Genomic DNA, 23,987 nt, shown 5'->3' with positions numbered 1-23,987 from the left:
CTCGTGGACGTACTCCACCAGGCGCGTCAGCGCTTCCGGGTTGGTGTTCGGCAGGACACCGTGGCCCAGGTTGAAGACGTGGCCCTCCAGGCCGGACGCCGCGTCCAGGACCTCACGGGCCTTCAGCTCCACCGCCTTGTGACCGGCGAAGAGGACGGCCGGGTCGAGGTTGCCCTGAAGGGCCCTGCCGGGGCCGACGCGGCGGGCGGCCTCGTCCATCGGGACGCGCCAGTCGACGCCGACGACGTCCGCACCGGCCTCGCCCATGAGGCCGAGGAGCTCGCCGGTGCCCACACCGAAGTGGATACGGGGCACGCCGTGGTGGGCGACCGCGTCGAAGACCTTGACCGAGGCCGGCATGACGTACTTGCGGTACTCGGCCGGGGCGAGGGCGCCGGCCCAGGAGTCGAAGAGCTGGACGGCGGAGGCGCCGGCCGCGATCTGGACGTCGAGGAAGGCGGACGTGATGCCGGCGAGGCAGTCGACGAGGTCGGCCCAGAGCCCCGGGTCGCCGTACATCATGGCCTTGGTGTTCTCGTACGTCCGCGACGGGCCGCCCTCGATGAGGTAGCTCGCGAGCGTGAACGGCGCACCGGCGAAGCCGATGAGCGGGGTCGCGCCGAGCTCGGCCGTCAGCATGCGCACGGCCTCGGTGACGTAGGAGACGTCGGAGGCCTCCAGCGGGCGGAGCCGGTCCAGGTCGGCGCGCGTGCGGATGGGCTCGGCGACGACCGGGCCCACGCCCGGCTTGATGTCGAGGTCGATGCCGACGGCCTTCAGCGGCACCACGATGTCGCTGAAGAAGATCGCGGCGTCGACGTTGTGCCGGCGCACGGGCTGCAGGGTGATCTCCGTGACCAGCTCGGGCCGCATGCAGGACTCCAGCATCGGAATGCCCTCGCGCACCTTGCGGTACTCCGGCAGGGACCGTCCGGCCTGCCGCATGAACCACACCGGCGTGTGCGGCACCGGCTCGCGCCGGCACGCCCGCAGGAACGCCGAGTCGTACGCCGCCGTGCGGCCGGTCTGCTGCTGGCCGGCGGGCTGGCCGGCATCCCTGCGCTCACTCATGCCCCAAATCTTCGCACGGGCCGAACGAGTGACCCGCCCATGTGGGTGTCCCTACCCGGAACCGCGCTCCCTTCCGCCTAGTCTTCCGGGCATGGCTGCGGCGCAGGGACACCTCTCGGACGGTCCGGACGACGCGGATGGGGAGGACTCCCCGTCCGTCTTCCGGCAAGCGGTCGCCGGGCTGCAAGGGGTGCGCCTGCGGCCGGAGATCGAACTCGACGCGACCCCGCCGCCCCAGCGGCTCGCCCCCTACTCGTACGCGCTGGAGGCCGCGGTCGTCGTCGACGACCAGGAACTGGCCGACGGGCGGCTGATCCTGCTGCACGACCCCGCCGGCCACGAGGCATGGGGCGGCACCTTCCGGCTCGTCACGCTCGTCCACGCGGACCTGGAGCCGGAGATGGCGGCCGACCCGCTGCTGCCCGAGGTGTGCTGGTCCTGGCTGACCGGCGCCCTGGAGGCGCGTCGCGTGCCCTACGAGGCGCCGAGCGGGACGGTGACACGTGCGGGGTCGCACTACTTCGGCGGCCTGCGGGACCGCGAGCCGTCGACGCGTATCGAGATCCGCGCCTCGTGGTCGCCCGTGCCCCCCGCGGGGAAGCCCGTACGGGCGGTCCACGGCGGAAAGGCCGAGGGAGACGCCCCCGAGGCCGCCGCCGGGGTCCCCGACACGGCGGCCCACCTGGCCGCGTGGTGCGACCTCCTGTGCCAGATCGCGGGCCTGCCCCCGGGCGGCGGCGCGGACGCCGGGGTAGTGACACTCCCCCAGCGAAGGGACCCGCAAAGCCGCTGACGACGGCACGCGGGACTCGGGCGCCCGGGTTCCGCGGGGGCGACCCTCGCGGCCCCGGCCGGGACCGGCCGGTCAAGGATGCCCCGCATCCTTGAACCCGCCGCAACGGCGACCAGCCACGACGATGAAACCCGGCGGTGCCGCACAAGCTCAGCCGGGCCCGGCACCGCCGGACAGCGCGGCGGATGCGAAGCGGGCGAGCCCCCTTCCCCGCCAAGCCCCGCGCAGCGGAACGGTCACCCGGATGCCGCACCCGTGATCGGTTTCTGCCGGTCACGGGCAATGTTTCGATCGGTAATTTGATCGGTTGTTGATCGATCGCATCCGAATTGCCCGAATTGTTACTCATCAATTCGTGATCATTCCCTAAAGCCGGAACGCTTCGGTGCCGAAGAGGCTTGTGACCCTTCCCATACGGATCGCCCCGGCTTACCCCGAATAGCCGGCACCCGTCCCCCCGCCACTCCCCCCTGGAGGCTTGGTGTCCGTTCTCCTCGAGCAACCTGCGAGCCTCGCCTACCGCCCCAATAAACCGACGGCCATGGTCGTCGTCGCCGACCCCCGCGTCCGCTCCACCGTCACCCGGCACCTGTGGGCGCTGGGGGTGCGAGATGTGATCGAGGCGTCGTCCATCGCGGAGGCCCGCCCCCGCGTCGGCAACCCGCGCGACATCTGCGTGGCCGACGTCCACCTCCCCGACGGCTCCGGGCTCACGCTCCTGTCCGAGACCCGCGCCGCGGGCTGGCCCAACGGCCTGGCCCTGTCCGCCGCCGACGACATCGGCGCCGTGCGCAACGCCCTCGCGGGCGGCGTCAAGGGCTACGTCGTCACCGGTACCCGCACCAACCTCGGCGTCCCGGGCCGCCCCGGCGCCGCCCCCATCGGTTCCGCGGCCGCCGCCCGGCTGCACCGCCGCCCGCCCGGCGCCCCCGGCCACCCCGGCGGCTACCGCGAGCTCTCCGGCCGTGAGGTCGAGGTGCTGCGGCTGGTCGCGGAGGGCCAGTCCAACAAGGCCATCGGCGTCTCCATGGGGCTGTCCGCGCTCACCGTGAAGAGCCACCTCGCCCGGATCGCCCGCAAGCTCGGCACCGGGGACCGGGCCGGCATGGTCGCCGTGGCGCTGCGCACCGGCATCATCCACTGAATTCACCAGACCCACTGGATCCACTGGATCCACTAGATCCACCGGATCCACCGGATCCACCGACGCGAAGATCCACCACGGCTCCCCCCAAGCCCGAGGATCACCCGGACGGCAGCCCCGCGGGCGGCACGGCCGCACGCCCGTACACACGCCCGCACACACCCCCCTCCCACCCGCCGGACCCACACGCCGCGCCCGTCGACGGGACGTTCCGTCGACGGGCGCTTGCCATACACAGATACCCTTGACCGGTGACCGACGCCCAAGAAACCGCAGCAGACACACCACTGCGAACCACCGGGGGCGCTCCCCCGGACGACGTCGTTTCGGCGCCGATCCCCCTACTGGAGCCACGCGAGGGCATCCCGCCGGTCGTCGCTGACAACGATGCCCTGCAGCGGGTCGTCGCCGCGTTCGCCGCCGGCACCGGCCCCGTCGCCGTCGACGCCGAGCGCGCCTCCGGATACCGCTACGGCCAGCGCGCCTACCTCGTCCAGCTGCGCCGTGAAGGCGCCGGCAGCGCGCTCATCGACCCGGTCGGCTGCCCCGACCTGTCCGCGCTCGGCGACGCCATCGCCGACGCCGAGTGGGTGCTGCACGCAGCCACCCAGGACCTGCCGTGCCTGCGCGAGATAGGGATGACGCCGACGCGGCTGTTCGACACCGAGCTGGCCGGACGGCTCGCCGGGTTCGCACGGGTGGGTCTCGGAGCCATGGTGGAGAACGTTCTGGGGTACGCCCTGGAGAAGGGGCACTCCGCCGTCGACTGGTCGACCCGCCCCCTGCCCGACCCCTGGCTGCGCTACGCCGCCCTCGACGTGGAGCTCCTCGTCGACCTGCGCGACCGGCTGGAGGAGGAGCTGGACCGCCAGGGCAAGCTGGAGTGGGCCCGGCAGGAGTTCGACGCCATCGCCTCCGCCCCGCCCGCCCCGCCGCGCAAGGACCCCTGGCGCCGCACGTCCGGGATGCACAAGGTGCGCAGGCGCCGCCAGATGGCGGTGGTGCGCGAGCTGTGGACCGCCCGCGACCACGTGGCACAGCGGCGCGACGTCTCCCCCGGCAAGGTGCTGGGCGACGCCGCGATCGTCGAGGCCGCGCTCAACATGCCGCCGAACGCCCACGCCCTGGCGGCGCTGCCCGGCTACGGGCACCGCATGAGCCGCAAGCAGCTGGAGCAGTGGCAGGCGGCGATCGACCGCGCCCGCGCGATCCCGGACGCCGAACTGCCGCAGCCCGGCCAGCCGCTGACCGGCCCTCCGCCGCCGCGCGCCTGGGCGGACAAGGACCCGGAGGCCGCGGCACGGCTCACCGCGGCCCGCACGGCCGTCTCCGAGCTCGCCGAGCGCCTCACCATGCCGCAGGAGAACCTGATCACTCCGGACACGGTGCGGAGGCTGTGCTGGGAGCCGCCCGCGCATCCGACGCCGGAGGCGGTGGCGGAGATCCTCTCCGCGCACGGAGCGCGTCCGTGGCAGGTGGAACAGGTGACCCCGGCCTTGGTGAAGGCCCTCACGGAGGCCGTGGTCTGAACGGAATGCCCGCGATGAGGCGGCTCGGCACCGTCGGCCACCTCGCACCGGGCTCAGCGCCGTCGCGGCGGAGTCGGGGCCCCGGTCCCGCCCTTTCGCCGTTTCCCTGGGCTGCGCCCCGGCCCCCTCGGGGGTCTGGGGGGCTTGCCCCCAGGAAACGGGAAGGGGTGGGACCGGGGCCCTTTCTGCCGCCGCAGCGGCGCCCAGCCCACCACACAGTGCCCGGCGGTGCCGGACCGGCGGCAGCCGCGACCGCAAGCGCGACCGCCACCTCAGCCGCAGGGCGCAGGCGCAGCCGCCCCCGCCCCCCAGCCGCAAGGCGCAGCCCCCGCACCCGCACCCGCACACGGAATGTGACCTTCGCCGCTCCCGCCGGTGGGTCTGTGCAGCTTGGTTACCCGCAAGTAGCATGACCGGTGTCAGCCCGCACCGCGGCGGAGCCGTCCCGGCATGCCCGCGCGCGCAGCGATCCCGCACAGGAGGAGAGCCAAGTGCCTCGTACCGCTAGGGACGTCGTTTTCGTCGACGGCGTCCGCACCCCGTTCGGCAAGGCGGGCCCGAAGGGCATCTACCACGAGACCCGCGCCGACGACCTCGTCATCAAGTGCATCCGTGAGCTGCTGCGCCGGAACCCGAACCTGGACCCCGCCAAGATCGACGAGGTCGCCATCGCCGCGACCACGCAGATCGGCGACCAGGGCCTGACCCTGGGCCGTACGGCCGGCATGCTCGCGGGCCTGCCCCAGACCGTGCCCGGCATGTCCATCGACCGCATGTGCGCCGGTGCCATGACCGCCGTGACGACCGTCGCCGGCGGCGTCGCCTTCGGCGCCTACGACATCGCCCTCGCGGGCGGCGTCGAGCACATGGGCCGCCACCCCATGGGCGAGGGCGTCGACCCCAACCCGCGCTTCCTCTCGGAGAAGCTCGTCGACGAGTCGGCCCTCGTCATGGGCATGACCGCGGAGAACCTGCACGACCGCTACCCGCAGCTGACCAAGGAGCGCTCGGACGCCTACGCCGTCCGCAGCCAGGAGAAGGCCGCCAAGGCCTACGCCGACGGCAAGATCCAGGCCGACCTCGTGCCGATCTCCGTGCGCCGCACCACCCCCGAGGGCGGGGAGCTGGGCTGGGGCCTGGTCACGGCCGACGAGCCGATGCGCCCGGGCACCACCATGGAGGGCCTGGCGGGCCTCAAGACGCCGTTCCGCCCGCACGGCCGGGTCACCCCGGGCAACGCCTCGGGCCTCAACGACGGCGCCACCGCCTCGCTGATCGCCTCCGAGGACGTCGCGCGCGAGCTGGGCCTGCCGGTCCGGATGCGCCTCGTCTCGTACGCCTTCGTCGGCGTCGAGCCCGAGGTCATGGGCTACGGCCCGATCCCGGCCACCGAGAAGGCCCTCGCCAAGGCCGGCCTGACCATCGACGACATCGGTCTGTTCGAGCTGAACGAGGCCTACGCCGTGCAGGTGCTCGCGCTCCTGGACCACTACGGCATCGCGGACGACGACCCGCGCGTCAACCAGTACGGCGGCGCCATCGCCTTCGGCCACCCGCTGGCCTCGTCCGGCGTGCGCCTGATGACCCAGCTGGCCCGCCAGTTCGAGGAGCAGCCGCACGTCCGCTACGGCCTCACCTCGATGTGTGTCGGCCTCGGCATGGGCGGCACGGTCATCTGGGAGAACCCGCACTTCGACGGAGGCAACAAGTGAGCACCACCGCTGAACTTCTCAAGGGCGCGGCGGAGCTGTTCCCCGGCGAGGTCGTGACCCAGGCGCACGTCCGCCACTTCGACCTCCCCTTCGGCGCCGGGCGCTTCGCGCTCATCACGCTGGACAACGGCCTGGACCACACCAAGCCGACCACCTTCGGCCCGCAGTCGCTCGCGAACCTCAACGCCGCGATCGACCAGGTCGAGAAGGAGGCCGCCGAGGGCGCGATCACCGGCATCGGCCTCACCGGCAAGCCGTTCATCTTCGCCGTCGGCGCCGACCTCAAGGGCGTCGAGCTCCTCAAGCGCCACGAGGACGCGCTCGCCATCGGCAAGGGCGGTCACGACGTCTTCAAGCGCCTGTCCTCCCTCGCCGTCCCGACGTTCGCGTACTACAACGGCGCGGCCATGGGCGGCGGCGTCGAGGCCGGCCTGCACTGCACCTACCGCACCGTCTCGAAGGCCATCCCGGCCTTCTCCCTCCCCGAGGTCTTCCTCGGCCTGGTCCCCGGCTGGGGCGGCTGCACCCTGCTGCCGAACCTCATCGGCGCCGACCGCGCGGTCTCGGTCATCATCGAGAACTCGCTCAACCAGAACCGCCAGCTCAAGGGCAAGCAGGTCTTCGAGCTCGGCATCGCCGACGCCCTCTTCGAGGGCGCCGACTTCCTGGAGCAGTCCCTCGTGTGGACGGCCTCCGTCCTCAAGGGCGACGTCCAGGTCGACCGCGCCGAGATCGACCGCGGCGAGGCCTGGGACCAGGCCGTCGAGCGCGGCCGCTTCATCGCCGACTCCAAGGTGCACGGCGCCGCCCCGGCCGCCTACCGCGCCCTGGACATCATCTCCGCGGCGAAGAACGGCGACCTGCGCCAGGGCTTCGACGCCGAGGACCAGGCCCTCGCGGACCTGATCATGGGCGAGGAGCTGCGCAGCGGCATCTACTCCTTCAACCTGGTGCAGAAGCGCGCCAAGCGCCCGGCCGGTGCCCCCGACCGCTCGCTGGCCCGCCCCGTCACCAAGGTGGGCGTCGTCGGCGCCGGCCTGATGGCCTCCCAGCTCGCGCTCCTCTTCGCGCGCCGCCTGGAGGTCCAGGTCGTCCTCACCGACATCGACCAGGAGCGCATCGACAAGGGCGTCGGCTACGTCCACGGCGAGATCGACAAGCTCCTCGCCAAGGGCCGCATCGGCAACGACAAGGCCAACCGCCTCAAGGCCGCCGTCACCGGCTCCCTCGACAAGGCCGCCGGCTTCGGCGACGCGGACTTCGTCATCGAGGCCGTCTTCGAGGAGATGGGCGTCAAGCAGCAGGTGTTCGCCGAGGTCGAGGCGGTCGTGCCCGCGCACACCATCCTCGCCACGAACACCTCCTCGCTGTCCGTCACCGAGATGGCATCGAAGCTCAAGCACCCCGAGCGGGTCGTCGGCTTCCACTTCTTCAACCCGGTCGCCATCCTCCCGCTGCTGGAGATCGTCCGCGGCGAGAAGACGGACGACGCCTCCCTGGCCACGGCCTTCGCCGTCGCCAAGAAGCTGAAGAAGAGCGCGGTGCTGGTGAAGGACGCCCCGGCGTTCGTCGTCAACCGCATCCTCACCCGCTTCATGGGCGAGATCCAGAACGTCATCGACGAGGGCACGCCGGTCGCGGTGGCGGAGAAGGCCGTCGAGCCGCTCGGCCTGCCGATGTCCCCGCTGGTGCTCCTGGAGCTCGTCGGCCCCGCCATCGGCCTGCACGTCTCCGAGACGCTGGCCGGCGCGTTCCCCGACCGCTTCAAGGTCTCCCCGAACCTCGCCGCCGTGGTGAAGGCCGGCAAGCGCGGCTTCTACGTCTACGACTCCGGCAAGCCGGAGCTGGACCCCGAGGTTGCGGCTCTGCTCGTCCAGGGCGACTCCGTCCTGACGGAGGAGCAGGTCCGGGCCCGCGTCCTGGAGGCCGTGGCCCAGGAGATCGGCCTCATGCTGGACGAGGGCGTCGTCGCCGAGGCGCAGGACATCGACCTGTGCCTGATCACCGGCGCGGGCTGGCCCTTCCACCTGGGCGGCATCACGCCGTACCTGGACCGCTCCGGCATCGCCGAGAAGGCGAACGGCAAGCGGTTCCTGCCGGTGGGTGTTGCTTCCGTCCCCGCGTAGTCGCTGGCGCTGTGCCGGTGCGAGGGCCGTACGGGGTTTCCCCGTACGGCCCTCGCTGTCGGCCCGGCGCCGTGGGCAGGTGCGGCCCCCGGGACACTCCGGGCGCCGCGACGCGCGGGGTTGACGAGAGCGTTACCGCTCCTGCAGGGCCCGGCCCATTGGCGTCGGATAGGTCAGAGGGGCGTAGTCCTCGGGCAGCGTTTCCATCACCGACCGGATGAATGTCACCGACTCCGAAGGCGACAGGGAACAGGACCTGAGCAGGTCGTAGGAACGTCGGCGGGCAGTGGCCCTTTCGAGGTCCTCCATCAGAGTCCCACTGTCGCTACCCTCCTCCCAGGCCACTTGAGTGCCGTCGGCCCTGGTGAACAGCGCCAGGGAGCCGCCCACCAGGGGGTGACCTCCGTAGGCGAAGGGCAGCACTTGCACTGTGCCCGAGGCCGTCAGCATGAGGTCGATCAGCCGGTTCAGTTGTGCCCGCATGACGGCAGGGCCGCCGAAGCCGCGATGCAGAACCGCCTCATCGAGGATCGCGGAGTAATCAGGCGGGGTGTCGGCTCGGAAGATGGCTTGACGGTTCAGCCGTATGTCCACCATGGCCTCGATCACCTCCGCCACGGCGCACGGGTAATGCGCCTTGAAGAGGGCGCGGCTGTAGTCGGCCGTCTGCAGGAGCCCCGGAACCACCTGACAGGTGTACTCGGCGACGGAGCACGCCTGCGCTTCCAGCTCCATCCGCCTTTGAAGCTGATCCGGCTGGCTTTCATTCCGCGCGAGCTGGTAAAGCTCACTGAAAATCCCGTCGGTTCCGAACCGGGCGTCCAATAACGCCGGAAGCTCCGGCGGTGGCATCGAATCCGCCGTCTCCACCCTCGCCAAGTGGCTCTTGCTGAAGTTCACGATCTCGGCGAGCCGTTCCAGGCTCATGGTGCCGCGATAGGCACGCATCTTCGCACCGAACAAGTGCCGGGCCGACCGGGTGGGTGTCAGCGGGCGTGGTCGTGCAGGCATGTGTGCACCTCCCATCTCCCCTGCTTGCACGGGGGACATCCAATGCTGGCGGTCGGGTTTCCGCCTCGGCAACTCTAGTTCTCTGAACATGAGTTGCCCGCTGTGGCGAGCAAGGACCCAACGGAGGCCGGACATGATGAACGCGCGTGCGAATGCCCACCCGCACGACGAGGAGAGCACCCGCACGGACAAGGCCTCGTGCCTGACGTGCGCGGTCCTCGTCATGAAACGCGCCGCCGCGCTCCGGCAGGGCCTGGCCGCAGTGAAGGAGGTCGAGAGGCGGCGCGATGAGCACCTCCGGCAGGGGTGCCGGTAGGCATTGGCCCACGATCTGCGCGGGGAAGTGGACCTCACTACCGGTCCACCTCCCTCGTACGCTCATGACCATGACACACAAAGTGGACTTCTACTTCGACCCCATCTGCCCCTTCGCCTGGATCACTTCCCGCTGGATCCTGGAGGTCGAGCGCCACCGCGACCTCGATCTGCGGTTCCGCGTCATGAGCCTGTCCGTGCTCAACGAAGGCCGCGCCGACCTGCCGGAGCGCTACCGCCGACTGCTCGACGTGGGCTGGGGCCCGGTGCGGGTGTGTACGGCCGCGGCGCAGGCGCACGGGGAGGGCGTGCTGCGCGACCTGTACACGGCGCTCGGTACGCGCATCCACAACGGCGGTGGCGAGCCCTCCGACGAGCTGATCAGAAAGGCGCTGGCTGACGCCGGCCTCCCGGAGTCGCTGGCCGACGCCGCCCGCTCGGCCGACCATGACGAGGCGCTGCGCAAGAGCCACCACGAGGGCATGGACCCGGTCGGTGAAGAGGTCGGCACGCCGACCATCCACATCGACGGCGTCGCCTTCTTCGGGCCCGTTCTCACCGCGATCCCGCGGGGCGAGGAGGCCGCCCGGATCTTCGACGGCGTGCGGCTGCTGGCCGGTTACCCGAACTTCTTCGAGCTCAAGCGCACCCGCACGGGCAGCCTCGACTTCAGCTGACTTTGCATGGCATGCACATGCCCGGATAGCGTGGTGATCATCCCGGTGTCCCCACCCGGGCGCCGGGGAACGTCATCGACCACGACGGGGAACAACGCATGAACATAAGGAAGTTGGCCGCCGCTGCCATCACCGCCGCCACTCTGGTCGGGGCCACCGCCCTGACCGGCGGCGTCGCCACGGCCGACGCGCGGGTCGCCGCGGCCTCGTCCTGCAGCTACAACACGCTCACGGCGCTGGAGAGCGTGAAGATCCGTACCACGACGAAGCTGAACGCCACCGCCGTCGGCCTGCTCCCCAAGGGCAAGTCGGGCCGCGGCTGCGACTCCACCGGCACCGGCCAGAGCGGCCAGTCCTACAACCTCTGCGGGAAGAAGGACAACAGCTGGGTCCTTCTGAGCTACGGGGGCCACGAGGGCTGGGTGCCCACGACGTGCATCAAGCAGTGGCGCTGACAACAGCCGGCCGCTGACCGACGGCCTGACATCCGGTGCGCTGCGAGAGGGGCTTCCGCTCCCCCCCCACCGCTGCGTTTCACGGCACCGGAGCCGGAGCCGCCCGGCGCTCATCATCCTCCGCAGCCCCCGCGAGCCGCTGCTGAAGCCGCAAGTGCCGGAACTCGTAGTGCGCGCCCGACTGGCGCAGCACCCCGCGCCGGTGGGCCTCTTCGAGGAAGGCCATGAGCCGCCACGGCGCACGCCCGGTGACGGCCAGCCAGATCCGGGCCGTGCCGAGCCGGCCCCAGGCGCTCAGCGCGAGCGAGGACGTGCCGAGCGGCACCCACAGTTCGGTGTGCATGGTGCCCAGCGCGCCGCCATTGCCGACCACCGGGATCAGCGCGAGGCAGACCCCGCCCGCGAGGACGGCGGCGATGGCGCTGCGTGCCTTGGTGGCGGCGCGGTCGGTGCGCAGGGTGCTCTGCGGGCCGGCGGCCCGCAGGGTGTCGGAGGGGGTGCTCAGGGCGCGGTAGACGCCCGAGGCGCAGCCTCCGATGGCACCGATCAGCACGCCGAATTCCGCGAGCGGGACCACGACGTCGCCGATGACGGCCGACGTACTGCGGTAGGCGAGCCACAGCCGGACACCGTGCGGCAGTTCGGACACCACGTTCCAGGCGTCGGCGGGGGGCCGGCCCGCCGTGATGAGCACCGGCCCGCCGCGCTCCATGCGGATGCGCACCGGCTGGTAGAAGGGTTCGGGCGTGCGCCCGTTGTACGCGATGCCGCCGTGGCGCGGTACGGCGAGCGGCTTGAGGTGCGGGCCGCGGGGCAGCAGCTCGCCCGCGTACGGCTTCGGGGAGTCGATGGTGCGGATGCCGCCGGGCGTCACCCGGGCGTACCAGCCGTCGATCCGCTGGCCGTTCGTCAGTGTGGGAGCGGAGCGGACCTCGTACGCCGCGAGCGCGCCCACGATGCCTCCGACGACCGCGGAAACGCACACTCCGATGAGCGAGCAGACGAGGAACCCGCGCAGGAGACCGCTCGCGAAACCGCGGAGAACGGCGGCGGGGCCCGTGAACGGGGCGGCGGCCCGCTCCCCGTGGCGCAGTCCGGCCAGGAACAGGAGCAGCCCGGCCGCGAGGCACGTCACGGCCGGTAGGAACAGCCGGACGGTCAGGAGGACCGGCCCGGCGACGGCGAGGCCGCTCGCCAGCGCGCGGACGACCCCGAGGCCGCTCGCGCTGCCGGCCCACGGCAGGCCCAGCGGGGGCGGGCGCCGGGGCAGGCCGGCGACGGCGAAGAGCATGGACAGGATCAGCCCGAAAGCGCATCCGTTGAAGAACCAGGCGGGCCGGGGCGTGATCGCGTCCCCCAGCCTCAGGCCGAAGAGCGGTGGCGCCAGGAGGCCCGCCACCACGGCGAGGGGCGCGGCGACGGCGGTCAGCGTCACCGCCGTGCGGGCCAGCCGGCGCGGTCCTTGCGGCGTGTCCGCCCGCGCGGGCAGCAGGCAGGAGAATCCGCAGCACAGTCCCAGGAAGACGCCCGTGAGGTGAAGGACCATCGACAACGTGCTGTCCCAGTCGCCGACGACGCCCTTGCCGTACCAGGCCAGCGGCACCAGCAGCGCTGCCGTCGCGAGGAGCGCCGTCAGGGCGGGGCCGATCACGCGCAGCGCCTTCGGCATCGCGTCCGGCAGCTCCCACCAGGCGAGCCGCCACGTACCGCGCCGGCGGTCGCGGCCGCCCGGATCGCGACCTTCCGGATGGCGGCCGGCCGGGTCGCCGCCGTCCAGGTCGCGGGCGAGGCGGCGAAGCCAGCGGTGGGCCGCCTCCGGCCGCCAGGTGCTTCCGGGCGCGTCGCCGAAGGCCGCCGGCACGAAGGCCTCCAGCAGATGTTCCTCGATGCTCTCCGCCGTGGGGAAGCGTGCCGCGTCCAGGAGTTCGGCCGGGTCGCGGGAGGTGTCTCCGTAGACGGTGCGGGCCAGGGCCACCATCAGGGGCGTGCCCAGCACCTCGGTCAGCGGCTCCGGGGGCGCCTCCAGCACCGGCGTCCACGAGGTCGAGCCCCGGCCGTCCGGCCGCGCCGTGCGTTCGAGGTAGGCGCGTGCCGTGCCGAAGTCGAGCCGCCGCAGCTCCACGACATCGGCGGCGGTCAGGACGTCGCCGGCCTCCACGGCGCGGCTCCAGGCGATGGTGCGGCAGGTGAGCAGGACGGGCAGCCGTTCGTCCAGCTCCCTGTTGAGCCGCCGCATCGCCTCGCCCTGCACCGGCGGGGGAAGCTCGTCGAAGCCGTCGAGCACGGGCAGGATGAGACCGGCCCGCAGCAGCTCCTCGGCCAGGATGTGGTCACCGGCCGAAGCGGCCAGCGGGGGGTACTCCGCGGAGAGCCGTTCGGCCAGCCACGCCCGCAGGGTGACGGCCTGCGGATCCCACCCGGCGAGCGGGAAGAGGACCGGCACCGGGCCGCCCGGCTGCCGGGCGGCGAGCATGCCCAGGACGAACTGCACGGCGAGAATGCTCTTCCCCGCCCCCGGCCCGCCCAGGACCACCAGCCGGCGCGACGGCACCTCCTCATACGCCTCGACGATCCGGCCGAGCTGCTGGTCGTCGTCGCGCGGCGGGGGCACGGGGCCCCCGTGGACGTTGCTCTGGTGGTCGGCGAGCGGCGGGCCGACGCGGGACCAGCGGACGCGGAGCGGCTCCGGATCCTGGAGCCGGCGCAGCTGCGCCTCCGCCGCCCACTGGCTGCGTACGGCTTCGGCGAGGGCGTCGGCCGGATTCACGGGGCCGCCGCCGTCCCCGTCGCCGGAGCCGTTCAGGAGGTCGGCGGCGAAGGCGCACGCCGAGACCACGGCGGAGACGACGGAGATCCACGTCGCGGTCCCGGGGCTGTCGACATCGCCCCGCCACAGCACGACGGCCAGCGTGACCAGAGCCGCACAGGCCAGCCCCAGCCCGATGCGCCGTTGCACGCGCGCCCGGCGCAATGGCGCCCCCATAGGCTCCCACCCCCGCATCCGAATTCCCGCCTGCTCCGGTGAACGGCTCCTACCCGCCCCGGGTGAACGGCTCCCATCCGCCCCGGGTGGACACCACCGGCCGCCCGGCCAGGTGGGCACGGGCCGCCCGCCTCGGCGGAACGGCACCTGCCACCCGCCTCACGTGAACGCCACGCGCCACCCGCCCCGGGGCCACCGGCACCGAATCAGGTAACCCCTCCCCCACGGCCCCCGGGGCGGAAATCGGCGGAAGGCCACCCGGCGGAGCGAATCGCCGGAGGAGCGAATCGCCGCCAGAGCGAGCCGCCGCCGGAGCGGATCACCGAGGGGCGGGGCACCGCCGGAGCGAACCGCGGTCAGGGCGGATCACCGGCGAAGTGGAGCGCAGGCCGAGCACATCACCACCGGAGCGATCCGCGGGCGGCGCAAATCACCGCCGGAGCGAACCGCGGGCGACCCGATCGCCGGGGAAGCGAAGTGCGGGCGGCCCCCGATCACCGGCGAAGCCAAGCGCGGGCGGCCCCCATCACCGGCAAAGCCAAGCGCCGCCGGAGCGCATGACCGGCGGATCGGATCGTCGGCGGATCGGATCGCCGGCGAAGCGCAGCACGGCACAGCACGGCACAGCACGGCGCAGCGTCAGCCCCGCCCCGTCCCCCACCGTCCGGCCACCTCCGCCAGCGCCCGCACCGCCTTCGCGACCAGCGCGTCGTCGTCCCGTATCCGCCGGTTGTGCTCCACGTGCACGAACGGCACGCCGGCCTCGCCCGCGTACTCGCCCTCCACGTTCGTGCGGCCTTCGAGGCGGCCGCAGTAGCGCTCCCAGACCTCGCACACGCGCATGCCCTGCGCGCGGTAGGCGGCGGCGAGGCCCCGGGCGGAGGGGAGGCCCGCTTCACCGCTGCCCGGGGAGACGACGACGTCGTGGTCGGGCAGGCTGCTGTCGGCGAAGCCGTGGACCTGGACGGCCGGGAGGCGGCGGTCGGCGAGGGCGGCGGAGACGGCGGCGAAGACGGAGTCGCGGCGGTGGGCGACGTCCGCGGCGTCGGGGCCGCCGCCGGAGTCCGCCGCGCGGTGGGCGCCGGCCAGGACGAGCACGCCGCCCGGGGTGCCGCGCAGGAGTCCGATGCCGAGCTGTTCGGTGCGCTGGTCGGCGGAGGGGTGCGGGACCTGGACCTGCCAGCGGACCGGGCCGCGCAGGTCGACGTAGACGCGGCCCCAGCCGCGCCGGACCTCGCCCTCCCGCGTGGCGTCGGCGATCTCCGCGTACCGGGTGCCGCCGCTGCTGTCGACGAGGTCGCGCACCACGTAGCCGACGCCGCCCAGCCTGCGCCCGGCCGCGGTGCGGTCCCCGTCGAGGAGGGCGCGGACGCCGTCGGCGACGGCGCGGCGCTCGCGCTCGGTGGGGATGCGGTAGCTGCCGTCGGCGGTGATGCCGTCGGTGTAGTCGGTGATGCGCCGGGCGAGGTCGACGGTGCCGGTGCCGTTGTGCTGCGGCGCGGCCCTGCGGGACCTGGTCGTGTCCTTGCGGCCGTCCCCGTCCGCGGCCGACGGGCCCCCGCAGCCGGCCGCCCCGGCCAGGAGCGGCGCGCCGAGCAGCACGCAGAGCAGCGCCGTCCGCACGGCGCGGGCCGTACGGGCGGCACGGGCCGCACAGGCCGTACGCGCAGTGCGGACCGTGCGCACGCTGCGGGCGGTCTCCGGCTGGCTCGTCATGCCGGCAAAAGTACCCCGGAGCCGCACGCTTTCCCGCCTGTACTTCAACTGCTCCCGATACGCACGCACATGAGGCACATGGCGTCGAAATTTTGTCAATACTTTAGCTTCCACTTAGGATTCTGCAGTTCCCCTTAGCCCATCCTGATGAGCGGCAAGCAGAACAAGGTATTCCGCCGTCCCGGGCAGCAATGCCGTGCCGCGGCCGAAAGGAATACCCAGGAATGCCGCCCACCGCTCCGCGCGGCGCGCGTCGGCGCAAGATACGCCGGCGTGCCGACATGCCCCTGCTCGGCGGCGCCCGCCCGCCGATCGCCGCGCTCCTGGCGCTGCTGCTGCTGGTGGCGGGGGCGACCGCCCTGGTGCTGGGCGACCACGACCGGGCCGCCGTCGACAAGGCCGTGCTCAGTTCGCAGCAGCGGGTGGCGGAGGACGGCGCGCTCGCGCTGCGGGCCTCCCTGGACGAGAGCGTCACCGATCTCCAGCGCGCCGCCGCGCTGTTCACCGGGCCCCAGGCCGTACCGGCCGACACCGTCCTGGACAAGCTCGGCAAGGTCTACAACAAATGGCGCGGCCTCGCGGTCATCGACCCCGCGAGCGGCAGCCTCCTCGCCGCGCGCGGCGAAACGATCCCTCTGGCCGATGCCCTCAAGGACGGATCAAACAAAACCGCCGATAACGGGAACAAGGGCGACAAGGACGGCGGCCTCGCGCCCCGGCTCGTGAAGCTTCCCTCCGGCGAGACCCGCATGCTCGTCACCGCCGCCCTGCGCGACGGCGGCAAGCTGCGGCTGCTCGTCGCCTCCGGCACCCTCAACGTGCCGGGGATCTCCACCGGCGAGAACCGCTCCCTGCTCGTCGTCGACTCCGCCGGCACGGTCCTCGCCAAGGACGGCCCCTCGATCACCCGCACGGCGTGGGCCAAGCGTGCCGCGAAGACGGCCGCCGCCGCCTCCGGCAAGACCCCCGAGCCCGGCGGCCACCCGGGCGCCGGCGGCAGCCTCATGGGCGGCTCGGACAAGAAGCACCGCACCGCGGTGGGCTATGCGGCCGCGGGCCGCTCCCCCGGCGAGACCAGCCCCGCGGGCGGCCTCGGCCTGTCGGTGGTCACCTCCGTCAAGGTCTCCGAGGACGCCAAGGCCGTACGTACCCAGGCCTTCGGGCTGGTGGCCGCCGCCGTGCTGCTCGTCCTCTCCGTACTCGTCACCTGGATCCTGGTCCGCACGGTCCAGCGCCCGCTGATCCAGCTGTACCTGGAGAGCCGCAGGATCGGCCGCGGCGAGCTCGACCGGCCGGTGCGCAGGTTCCGCGGCCGCGAGCCGGCCCGGATCGGCGCCGCCCTGGAGAGCCTGCGCGGCCAGCTGCTCGGCGGGCGGCCCACCCGCACCGGCCGGGCGCGCGGCGGCTTCGGCACCCGCGCCACCGTCATCGTCTGCGGCGTCGTCCTGCTCGCCTGGGCCGCGCCGCTCCTGCTGCTCCTCAACCGCGCCGGCAGCGGCGTGACCGTACCCAAGCAGCTCGTCGAGGACCAGCGCCGGCGCACCGACACCGCCGCCGACCGCGTCCGCAAGGCGCTCAACGAGGGCTGGGCCGACGTCGCCTCCGTCGCGCAGATCGTCGGGGCGGGCGGCGGCAAGGACGACGCCGCCGACAAGGCCGTCCTGCAGACGACGCTGCGCGAACACCCCCGCTACCGCTCCGTCTACGTCCTCGACGCCGACGGCAAGGTCCTCACCCGCGCCGGGGCCTCCCCGCGCCACCCGGGCGGCCGGAAGCCGTACCCGGACTCCGTCGCCCAGCTCAACACCTCGGGCAAGGAGCCGGCGGTCGCCGCGTATGCGGCCGTGCCCGACGGCAAGGGCCGCACCGTCGTCGGCGAGTACGACCCGCAGTTCCTGATCTCCATGGTCACCCGGCCCGGCCTCGGCCAGGTCTGGCTCGTGGACGACAAGCACCGCATCATCGCCGCCGACCGCCAGCACGGCTTCCGCGCCTTCTCGAAGCTGCCCGGCCGGCACCTGGACGCCCTCGCGGTCAAGGCGCGCAAGGCCACCAACGGCACCGCGCTGCTGCACCGCACCGGAGACGGCTCCTCCCTCGCGGCCGCCGCGCCCTTCACCGGCGGCGGAGCCGTCCGCGACCTCGGCTGGCAGGTCGTCAGCGAACAGCCGGCGTCCTGGCTGGAGCTGCCCGAGTACACCGCGCAGCGGCACACCATGCTCGCCGGACTGCTCGGCGTCACCGCCGCCGTCGCCTGCCTGGGCTGGCTGCACATCCTCGTCATCCGCCCGCTGCGCAAGCTCGCCGGCCAGGCCGAGGCGCTGGCCGGCGGCGACCGCAGGACGGTGCTGTTCCCGCAGCACCACGACGAGGCGGGCGCGGTCGTCCGCAACCTCGAACTGATCCGGCAGCAGCTCGCCCAGAAGCAGCCGGCGCGCCCCTCCGGAAGGAACTGACCCGGTGCTCTTCCTCTACACGGTCCTGGTGATCTGCTGTGCGATCGTCCTGGTCGCGGGCGTCGTCGAGCAGCGCCGCCACTTCACCAACCTGGACATGATCCCCACCCGGGTGCTGATCAACGGCATCCGCGGCAAGAGCTCCATCACCCGGCTGTGCGCGGGCGCGCTGCGCGGCGGCGGCCTGGTCACGGTCGCCAAGACCACCGGCACCGCGGCGCGCTTCATCCACCCGGACGCCACCGAGGAGCCCGTCTACCGCAAGTTCGGCATCGCGAACGTCGTCGAGCAGATCGGTATCGTGCGCCGCGCCGCCGCGTACCGGCCGCACGCGCTCGTCATCGAGTGCATGGCCGTCATGCCGGCGCTGCAGGAGGTCAACCAGACCAAGCTGATCCGCTCCACGATCGGCGTCCTGTGCAACGTCCGCGAGGACCACTTGGCGGAGATGGGCCCCACCCTGGACGACGTGGCCCGCTCGCTGAGCCGGTCCATGCCGCACGGCGGCATCTGCGTCACCGCCGAGCGCGACCGGCTGCACATCCTGCGCGAGGAGGCCGCCGAGCGCGACTGCCGGCTGATCGCCGTGGACCCGGAGACCGTCACCGACGCCGAGCTGCGCGGCTTCAGCTGGTTCACCTTCAAGGAGAACGTGGCCATCGCCCTCGCCGTCGCCGACCTCCTCGGCGTCGACCGGGCCACCGCGCTGCAGGGCATGTACGACGCACCGCCGGACCCCGGTGTGCTCTCCGTCGAGCGCTACCTCACCCCCGACGGCAAGCCGTTCCGCTTCGCCAACATCTTCGCGGCCAACGACCCCGAGTCGACGCTGATGAACGTCGAGCAGCTGCTGAGCCTGGGCGCGATCGAGCGCCCCCTGCACGTCCTCATCAACTGCCGCCCCGACCGCGTCGAGCGCAACGGGCAGATGGGCGAGCTGATCCCCCGCCTCGAACCGGAATCGGTCTTCCTGATCGGCCACCCGACGAAGAGCGCCGCCGACGCGATCCCCGCCGAGTGGCGCTCGAAGATCGTCGACCTGGGCGGCGACCGCCGCGACCCGGCCGAACTGGAGCGGGAGATCCTGGACCGGCTCGGCCCCGGCGCCTCGCTCATCGCCATCGGCAACATCCACGGCCAGGGCGAACTGCTGCTGGAGCGGCTGGCGGAACTGCCCGCGGACGAGACGCCGCAGGCTCAGCAGACTCAGCAGGCTCAGCGGCCGGAGGAGCTGAGTCCGCAGCGGGAAGAGCCCCCGGTGTACGTGCCGACCTACATAGATCCCACAGGAGACTTCCGTTGATCCCCGCCGTCCTCACCCCGGAGATCGCCGCCATCGGGATCGCCCTCGGCCTGCTGTTCTCCCTGGTCTGCTACCTCACCACCAACCTCTCCCCCGGCGGCATGATCACCCCGGGCTGGCTGGCCCTCACCCTCGTGGAGAGCCTGCAGCGCGCCGCCATGGTCGTCGGCATCACCGTCCTGACGTACCTGTGCACCCTGCTGCTGCAGCGCTACGTGATCCTCTACGGCAAGCGCCTGTTCGCGGCGGTCGTCCTGACCGGCGTGGTGCTGCAGGCCACGCTCCACGTGATCCTGCAGCAGCAGTTCCCCCTGATGTACGCCAACCAGACGCTGGGCTTCATCGTCCCCGGCCTGATCGCCTACCAGCTCGTGCGCCAGCCGCGCGGCGCGACCCTGCTGGCCACCGGCACCGTCTCGCTCGCCAACTACGTCGTCCTGACCGCCGGCATCCTGCTGGGCTTCATGCCCACCGCCTGAGCCTTCCCGACCCGACCCCACGGAGCGCAGCCCCATGACGAAGGACCGGAGCAAGGGCCGGAACAAGAGCCCGAGGAAGGGCCCGAAAAAGGGCCTGACCGGCCGCCACGCCCTCCACACCCTGGTCGTGCTCGGCCTGCTCGGCACCAGCGCCTACCTCACGGTCGAGCTGCGCGAGAAGCAGGACGCCGACGCGCCGCCGGTGCAGTCCGTCGCGGGCTCCGGCGGGACCGCCGGCAGCAAGCCGGCCTCCGGCGAACGCCGCTTCGAACGGCTGGCCAGCCCCGCCCGCACCGTCGTGCGCGCCGCCGACGGCGGAGTGCTCGGCACCTTCACCGACGGAGCCCGCACCGCCGTCCTCACCGGCGCGAGCCGCACCTTCACCGAGCCCAAGCACACCTCGGCCAAGGTGACCACGGACAGCTGGGTACGGCTGCTGCCGGAGGCCTGGAAGGAGGGCTCCGAGAAGTCCGCCTGGTTCAAGGACTGGTTCAGCAAGTCCCTGGGCAGCAAGGAACCCGACGTCTTCGCCTTCGCCATGGAATACATCGAAGGCGCCCCGCAGAAGAAGGACGCCCAGGGCATCCCCTACTCCGGCGACGCCCAGTTCGGCCCCCTGAACCCCAACGGCTCCGCGGCCGGCGACCTGCGCCTGGAACAGTCCGACTTCTACGACTACCTCGGCATCCCGTACCGCTTCCGCGACGGCACCGTCGAGCGCCCCGAGCCGGCGCGCTTCCGCGCCATGGACTGCTCGGGCTTCATCCGCACCGTCTTCGGCTACCGCGCCCGCTACCCCCTGATGGCCAAGGACGTCAAGGGCGACGGCCTCCCCCGCACCTCCAACGGCATGGCACGTCTCTCCCCCGGCGTACCGGTCCTGGAACTGACCGGCAAGCGCCCCGACGCCACGGACCGCCTGCAGCCGGGCGACCTGGTCTTCTTCGACATCGACAAGCGCACCGGCGACCGCCTGGACCACGTCGGCATCTACATGGGCCTCGACACCGACGGCAAACCCCGCTTCATCTCCAGCCGCGAAGAGGCCAACGGCCCCACCTTCGGCGACAAGGGCGGCACGGCCCGCCTGGACGGCAACGGCTTCTACGCGGCGGGGCTGCGGAGCGCGAAGAGGTTGTGACACCACCCCGGGCACATCCGGGCCCAAATATTCTGTTTGCCGGAACTCCGTGTCAGACTTGCCCGGTTCACAGGTGATTCGCGACAGAAGTGGGAGACCGTGCCCGAGCAGGTGAAGTCCTCGTCCGGCGAACGGAGCGCAGGAGAACGGATCGGCCGCGCGGCTCGCGGCGCCCGGACGCGGCTGTGGTCGACCCGCAGGCGCCGGCTGACGACGATCGGCACATCGGCCGCCTTGGTGGCCGCCGCCGTCACCGGGGTCCTGCTCTTCCGGGACAGTGACCCCGGAGCGGAGCCCGGGGCCAAGGGTGCTCGCAAGCTCGTCATGGCGTACATCGACGCGCTGGCCGACGACGACATGCGCGAGGCGTGCCACTTGATGCACCCCAAGGTGGTCTCCTCCATGGCCGAGGCCGACGGCGGGTGCCCCGGGGCCATGCGCGCCCAGATCGGCGACCGGCTCAGCGGCAAGGAGCGGGGCAGGATCGGTGACATCGACGTCCACGCGGCCCAGGTCGAGGGCGGCGGCAAGGTCGCTCGCGTCGAGGTCAGCTCCGGACCGAAGGGCGCCAGGAAGAGCACCGTGACGGTGGAGCGCACCGACGGGCACTGGCGCATTCTGGAGGACTGACACGCGCACCCGCCGCCCGCGAAGGGAGCGGCGGGTGCGAGGAGCGGGCGGGAGGCGTGCCCGCCCGCCCACCGCCGCTACCGGCCTTCCGTCACCACCGGCTTGCCGTTGTGGGACTTGGCGACGACGCCGCCGGTGAACACCGGGTCGGCCGGAACGCTGCGCTTCGACCTGGCCAGGCCCCGGGGCTGGGCGCTGCCGCCGTCCGCCTCGGAGAGCCAGTACATCCGCTCCAGGCCCTCGGTGTCGATGTAGAACACGGCCCACTGGCCGTCGTCGAGCTGCACCACCGCGGGGTCGGTCGCCGCCTGCTTCGGGGCCACGAGGCTCCACCGGCCGAACTCGCCGTCGGGTCCGAGCTGGCGGGCGTAGTGGACGTATCCCTTGTCATCCCGGACGACCACCCCGAGAGACTTGTCCTGGTTGACGGCGACCGCGGGCGAACCCGCCGTCTTCACACCCGGCAGTACGGTTCCGGCACCGAAGAAGCCGTTGAGCGGGAGCTTGGTGTCCGCGTCGGTACGGGTGGACTCCTTGGCCGTCCAGATCTCGCCGTCCTTGGTGCGGGCGAAGGCCGTCACCTTGCCGTCGGCACCGCGCGCCGCTGCCGGCGCCCCGCCGAGGCCGCTCACGTCGGAGGCACCCCAGACCCACCAGCCTTCGCGCTTGGCATCCGCGCGGTTCATGCCGAGGCGGCCCTGCTTGTCGATCCCGAGGATGAACGGACGGTCCGCGTGGACGTCCACCGAGGCGGCCTGGCCGGTACCGGCGAAGGACGACTTCTCGTACCCCGCGGGCATGGAGGAGTAGGCGTCCCGGGTGCGCCACGGAATGAAGTTGTCGCTGTTCGGGCTCTGCTGGTTCAGGTACCACATCCTGCCGTCGCGGTCGAAGGCGTGGATGGCGACGATGCCCTGAGTGTTCCTGACGACGGTGGGCGCGCCCGCGAAGTCACCGCCGAGATCCCTCAGCGCCGACCAGACCCCGCCTGCTTGACGCTTCGCCATCCAGATGTGGCCGTCCTTGCCGAGGACGAAGGCCATCGGGGTGCCGTCGGCCTGCTCCATGACGACCGGCTGGTCGACGAAATCCCGCGCGCCGGGCACGGTGCTGTAGGCCACGGTGCCCAGGTCCTTGGGATCGCGCTGGACACCGTTGATCAGCCAGCCGCGCTCGTCCACGTAGAACTGCTGGATGAGCTTGTCGCTGCCCTGCCGGATCGCGGCGGGCATGTTGGGCCGCGGAGCGACGGGGGGCTTCGCGGGACTGGCCGGGGTCTTGCAGGCGTCCGTGGACATGGATATCCCGTGGAACGTCTCGAAGTTCCAGCCGGCCTTGCGGCGGCCGGTGTCGACCCAGGCCCCGGCGTTGACGTCGTAGCGGTACCAGAACAGCGAGCCGTCGGCGTGCAGGGCGTAGAGGGTGCCGCCGCCCGCGGAGCGGATCTCCCGGATCTTGTCCCAGCCGACCGCCCAGGCCTGGCTCTTGATCTCGAGCCACTGCTGGGTGTCGACGTCGTAGCGGTAGCGGTACAAGTCACCGCCCTGGCGGGCGAAGAGCAGCCCGTCGCCCGCGGCGACGACGAGGTTGTACCCGCCCCACGTGCCGGTGTCGATCACGCGGCCGTTGCCGGGCATCGGGGCCCCGGTCTTCTCGTCGTAGCGGTACAGCCGCAGGGTGCCGTCGTCGTGGACGGCGAAGATGTTGCCGCGTTCGTCGATGGTGACGCGGTTGCGGCGGCTGGCACCGTTGAGGAAGTCGCCCCAGCCGCTGTCGATCTTCTGACCTGGAGGCGTCCCCCAGCTGTTGGTGGCCGGATCGTAGCGGTGGCGGTACAGGCCGCCGTCGGCGTTGATGCTGTAGATCCAATTGCCGGGACCACCGAGGGTGATGCGGGGAGACCCCCACCCGCTCCCGTCGATCTGCTTGCCGATCACAGGCCAGCTGAAGGACCCCTGTGCGGCGTCGGCGTGGGAGAAGAGCTCCAGCTTCCCGGCGGTGGTCGCGCCGTACAGCTGGACCGGGCGGCAGCTCACCTGCGCGGAGGGGGCGGGCGTGGGCGGCAGGGCATCGGCCGTGGCGGCGGGCGCGCACACCAGGCCCAGTGGCAGGGCTGTGACGGCTGCCAGGGTCAGTGCCGCCGAACGGGCAGCAGACAGGCGAAGGCGGCTCTTGGGCATCGAGGGCACTTTCATGACGGGGCGACAGGGCCCATCCGCGGGCCGAGGCCCCCGCCGAAGGGTGGCGGGGCGGGATGCATGTAATCACACCCCATGTACCTACCTTTCAGGGTAGTTACTCTGAATGACCATTGGGCGTCATAAGTCGGACACAAGACCCATCTTCGGCTTCGGAGCGTAAGTCTTCTTTCTCAACTCGCCCATCATCTTGCACAGCTGATCCTTATTCAGCTAAAACATCGTCTCAATGCCCGCCATCCATTGGT

18 protein-coding genes are annotated in these 23,987 nt (G+C 72.2%); 13 read left to right on the top strand and 5 right to left on the bottom strand.

Translation table 11 applies throughout. The features are described from left to right. The coding region (gene hemE / locus V7793_RS03840; protein ID WP_335581456.1) for a uroporphyrinogen decarboxylase at nucleotides 1-1,071 on the bottom strand (1,071 nt) is incomplete at its 3' end. A 91-nt stretch (nucleotides 1,072-1,162) separates the two neighbouring features. Between hemE and V7793_RS03835 the strand changes: the two genes are divergently transcribed. The 5 genes from V7793_RS03835 to V7793_RS03815 all read left to right on the top strand — a co-directional run bounded on the left by V7793_RS03835 (nucleotide 1,163) and on the right by V7793_RS03815 (nucleotide 8,375). Then, complete coding sequence (locus V7793_RS03835; RefSeq protein ID WP_335581455.1) at nucleotides 1,163-1,864, top strand: DUF3000 domain-containing protein; 702 nt, start codon at nucleotides 1,163-1,165, stop codon at nucleotides 1,862-1,864. 481 nt (nucleotides 1,865-2,345) lie between these two features. Further along, entirely contained in the window at nucleotides 2,346-3,008 is a 663-nt protein-coding gene (locus V7793_RS03830; protein WP_030369345.1) for a response regulator transcription factor, read from the top strand. Nucleotides 3,009-3,259: 251 nt separating this feature from the next. Beyond that, entirely contained in the window at nucleotides 3,260-4,537 is a 1,278-nt protein-coding gene (locus tag V7793_RS03825; protein WP_335581454.1) for a ribonuclease D, read from the top strand. Between the two features lie 491 nt (nucleotides 4,538-5,028). Then, on the top strand, nucleotides 5,029-6,249 hold the full coding sequence (locus V7793_RS03820) for a thiolase family protein (RefSeq protein WP_256790860.1): 1,221 nt from the start codon (nucleotides 5,029-5,031) through the stop codon (nucleotides 6,247-6,249). Continuing rightward, entirely contained in the window at nucleotides 6,246-8,375 is a 2,130-nt protein-coding gene (locus tag V7793_RS03815) for a 3-hydroxyacyl-CoA dehydrogenase NAD-binding domain-containing protein (RefSeq protein WP_335581453.1), read from the top strand. The genes V7793_RS03820 and V7793_RS03815 overlap by 4 nt, the downstream gene beginning before the upstream one ends. 132 nt (nucleotides 8,376-8,507) lie before the next feature. Here the strand turns inward: V7793_RS03815 and V7793_RS03810 are convergent, their stop codons facing one another. Continuing rightward, on the bottom strand, nucleotides 8,508-9,323 hold the full coding sequence (locus V7793_RS03810; protein ID WP_335581452.1) for a DUF5753 domain-containing protein: 816 nt from the start codon (nucleotides 9,321-9,323) through the stop codon (nucleotides 8,508-8,510). 196 nt (nucleotides 9,324-9,519) lie between these two features. On the opposite strand from V7793_RS03810, the gene V7793_RS03805 reads away from it, so the two are divergent. From V7793_RS03805 to V7793_RS03795, 3 genes are all read left to right on the top strand, one after another. Further along, nucleotides 9,520-9,702: a hypothetical protein gene (locus V7793_RS03805; protein ID WP_335581451.1), complete on the top strand. Its 183-nt coding sequence runs from the start codon at nucleotides 9,520-9,522 to the stop codon at nucleotides 9,700-9,702. A 70-nt stretch (nucleotides 9,703-9,772) separates the two neighbouring features. After that, nucleotides 9,773-10,378, top strand: coding sequence for a mycothiol-dependent nitroreductase Rv2466c family protein (locus tag V7793_RS03800; RefSeq protein ID WP_335581450.1), 606 nt, complete (start codon nucleotides 9,773-9,775; stop codon nucleotides 10,376-10,378). Nucleotides 10,379-10,476: 98 nt separating this feature from the next. Then, nucleotides 10,477-10,833: a hypothetical protein gene (locus V7793_RS03795; RefSeq protein ID WP_335581449.1), complete on the top strand. Its 357-nt coding sequence runs from the start codon at nucleotides 10,477-10,479 to the stop codon at nucleotides 10,831-10,833. Nucleotides 10,834-10,912: 79 nt separating this feature from the next. On the opposite strand, the gene V7793_RS03790 is transcribed toward V7793_RS03795, so the two are convergent. Further along, nucleotides 10,913-13,816: an NACHT domain-containing protein gene (locus V7793_RS03790; RefSeq protein WP_335581448.1), complete on the bottom strand. Its 2,904-nt coding sequence runs from the start codon at nucleotides 13,814-13,816 to the stop codon at nucleotides 10,913-10,915. A 639-nt stretch (nucleotides 13,817-14,455) separates the two neighbouring features. Then, nucleotides 14,456-15,532: a hypothetical protein gene (locus tag V7793_RS03785; protein WP_335581447.1), complete on the bottom strand. Its 1,077-nt coding sequence runs from the start codon at nucleotides 15,530-15,532 to the stop codon at nucleotides 14,456-14,458. Between the two features lie 224 nt (nucleotides 15,533-15,756). On the opposite strand from V7793_RS03785, the gene V7793_RS03780 reads away from it, so the two are divergent. The 5 genes from V7793_RS03780 to V7793_RS03760 all read left to right on the top strand — a co-directional run bounded on the left by V7793_RS03780 (nucleotide 15,757) and on the right by V7793_RS03760 (nucleotide 21,541). Continuing rightward, a complete protein-coding gene (locus V7793_RS03780; protein ID WP_335581446.1) occupies nucleotides 15,757-17,988 on the top strand; it encodes a HAMP domain-containing protein in 2,232 nt (743 codons plus the stop codon). Between the two features lie 4 nt (nucleotides 17,989-17,992). After that, complete coding sequence (pgsB, locus tag V7793_RS03775) at nucleotides 17,993-19,291, top strand: poly-gamma-glutamate synthase PgsB (RefSeq protein WP_335581445.1); 1,299 nt, start codon at nucleotides 17,993-17,995, stop codon at nucleotides 19,289-19,291. Next, the gene (locus V7793_RS03770) at nucleotides 19,288-19,770 is read left to right on the top strand and encodes a poly-gamma-glutamate biosynthesis protein PgsC/CapC (RefSeq protein ID WP_335581444.1); all 483 of its coding nucleotides are present in this window, start codon (nucleotides 19,288-19,290) and stop codon (nucleotides 19,768-19,770) included. Before pgsB ends, V7793_RS03770 begins: the two co-directional genes overlap by 4 nt. A gap of 34 nt (nucleotides 19,771-19,804) precedes the next feature. Then, on the top strand, nucleotides 19,805-20,911 hold the full coding sequence (locus tag V7793_RS03765) for a C40 family peptidase (RefSeq protein WP_335581443.1): 1,107 nt from the start codon (nucleotides 19,805-19,807) through the stop codon (nucleotides 20,909-20,911). Between the two features lie 99 nt (nucleotides 20,912-21,010). Continuing rightward, complete coding sequence (locus V7793_RS03760; protein ID WP_335581442.1) at nucleotides 21,011-21,541, top strand: hypothetical protein; 531 nt, start codon at nucleotides 21,011-21,013, stop codon at nucleotides 21,539-21,541. Between the two features lie 77 nt (nucleotides 21,542-21,618). Here V7793_RS03760 and V7793_RS03755 read toward each other — a convergent pair whose 3' ends face one another. Next, complete coding sequence (locus V7793_RS03755; protein ID WP_335581441.1) at nucleotides 21,619-23,721, bottom strand: tachylectin-related carbohydrate-binding protein; 2,103 nt, start codon at nucleotides 23,719-23,721, stop codon at nucleotides 21,619-21,621. Nucleotides 23,722-23,987: the final 266 nt, after the last annotated feature.

The sequence above is a fragment of the Streptomyces sp. KLMMK genome (assembly GCF_036961605.1).
Taxonomy (GTDB): Bacteria; Actinomycetota; Actinomycetes; order Streptomycetales; family Streptomycetaceae; genus Streptomyces; species Streptomyces telluris.
This window is presented reverse-complemented; position numbering and strand designations above follow the sequence as displayed.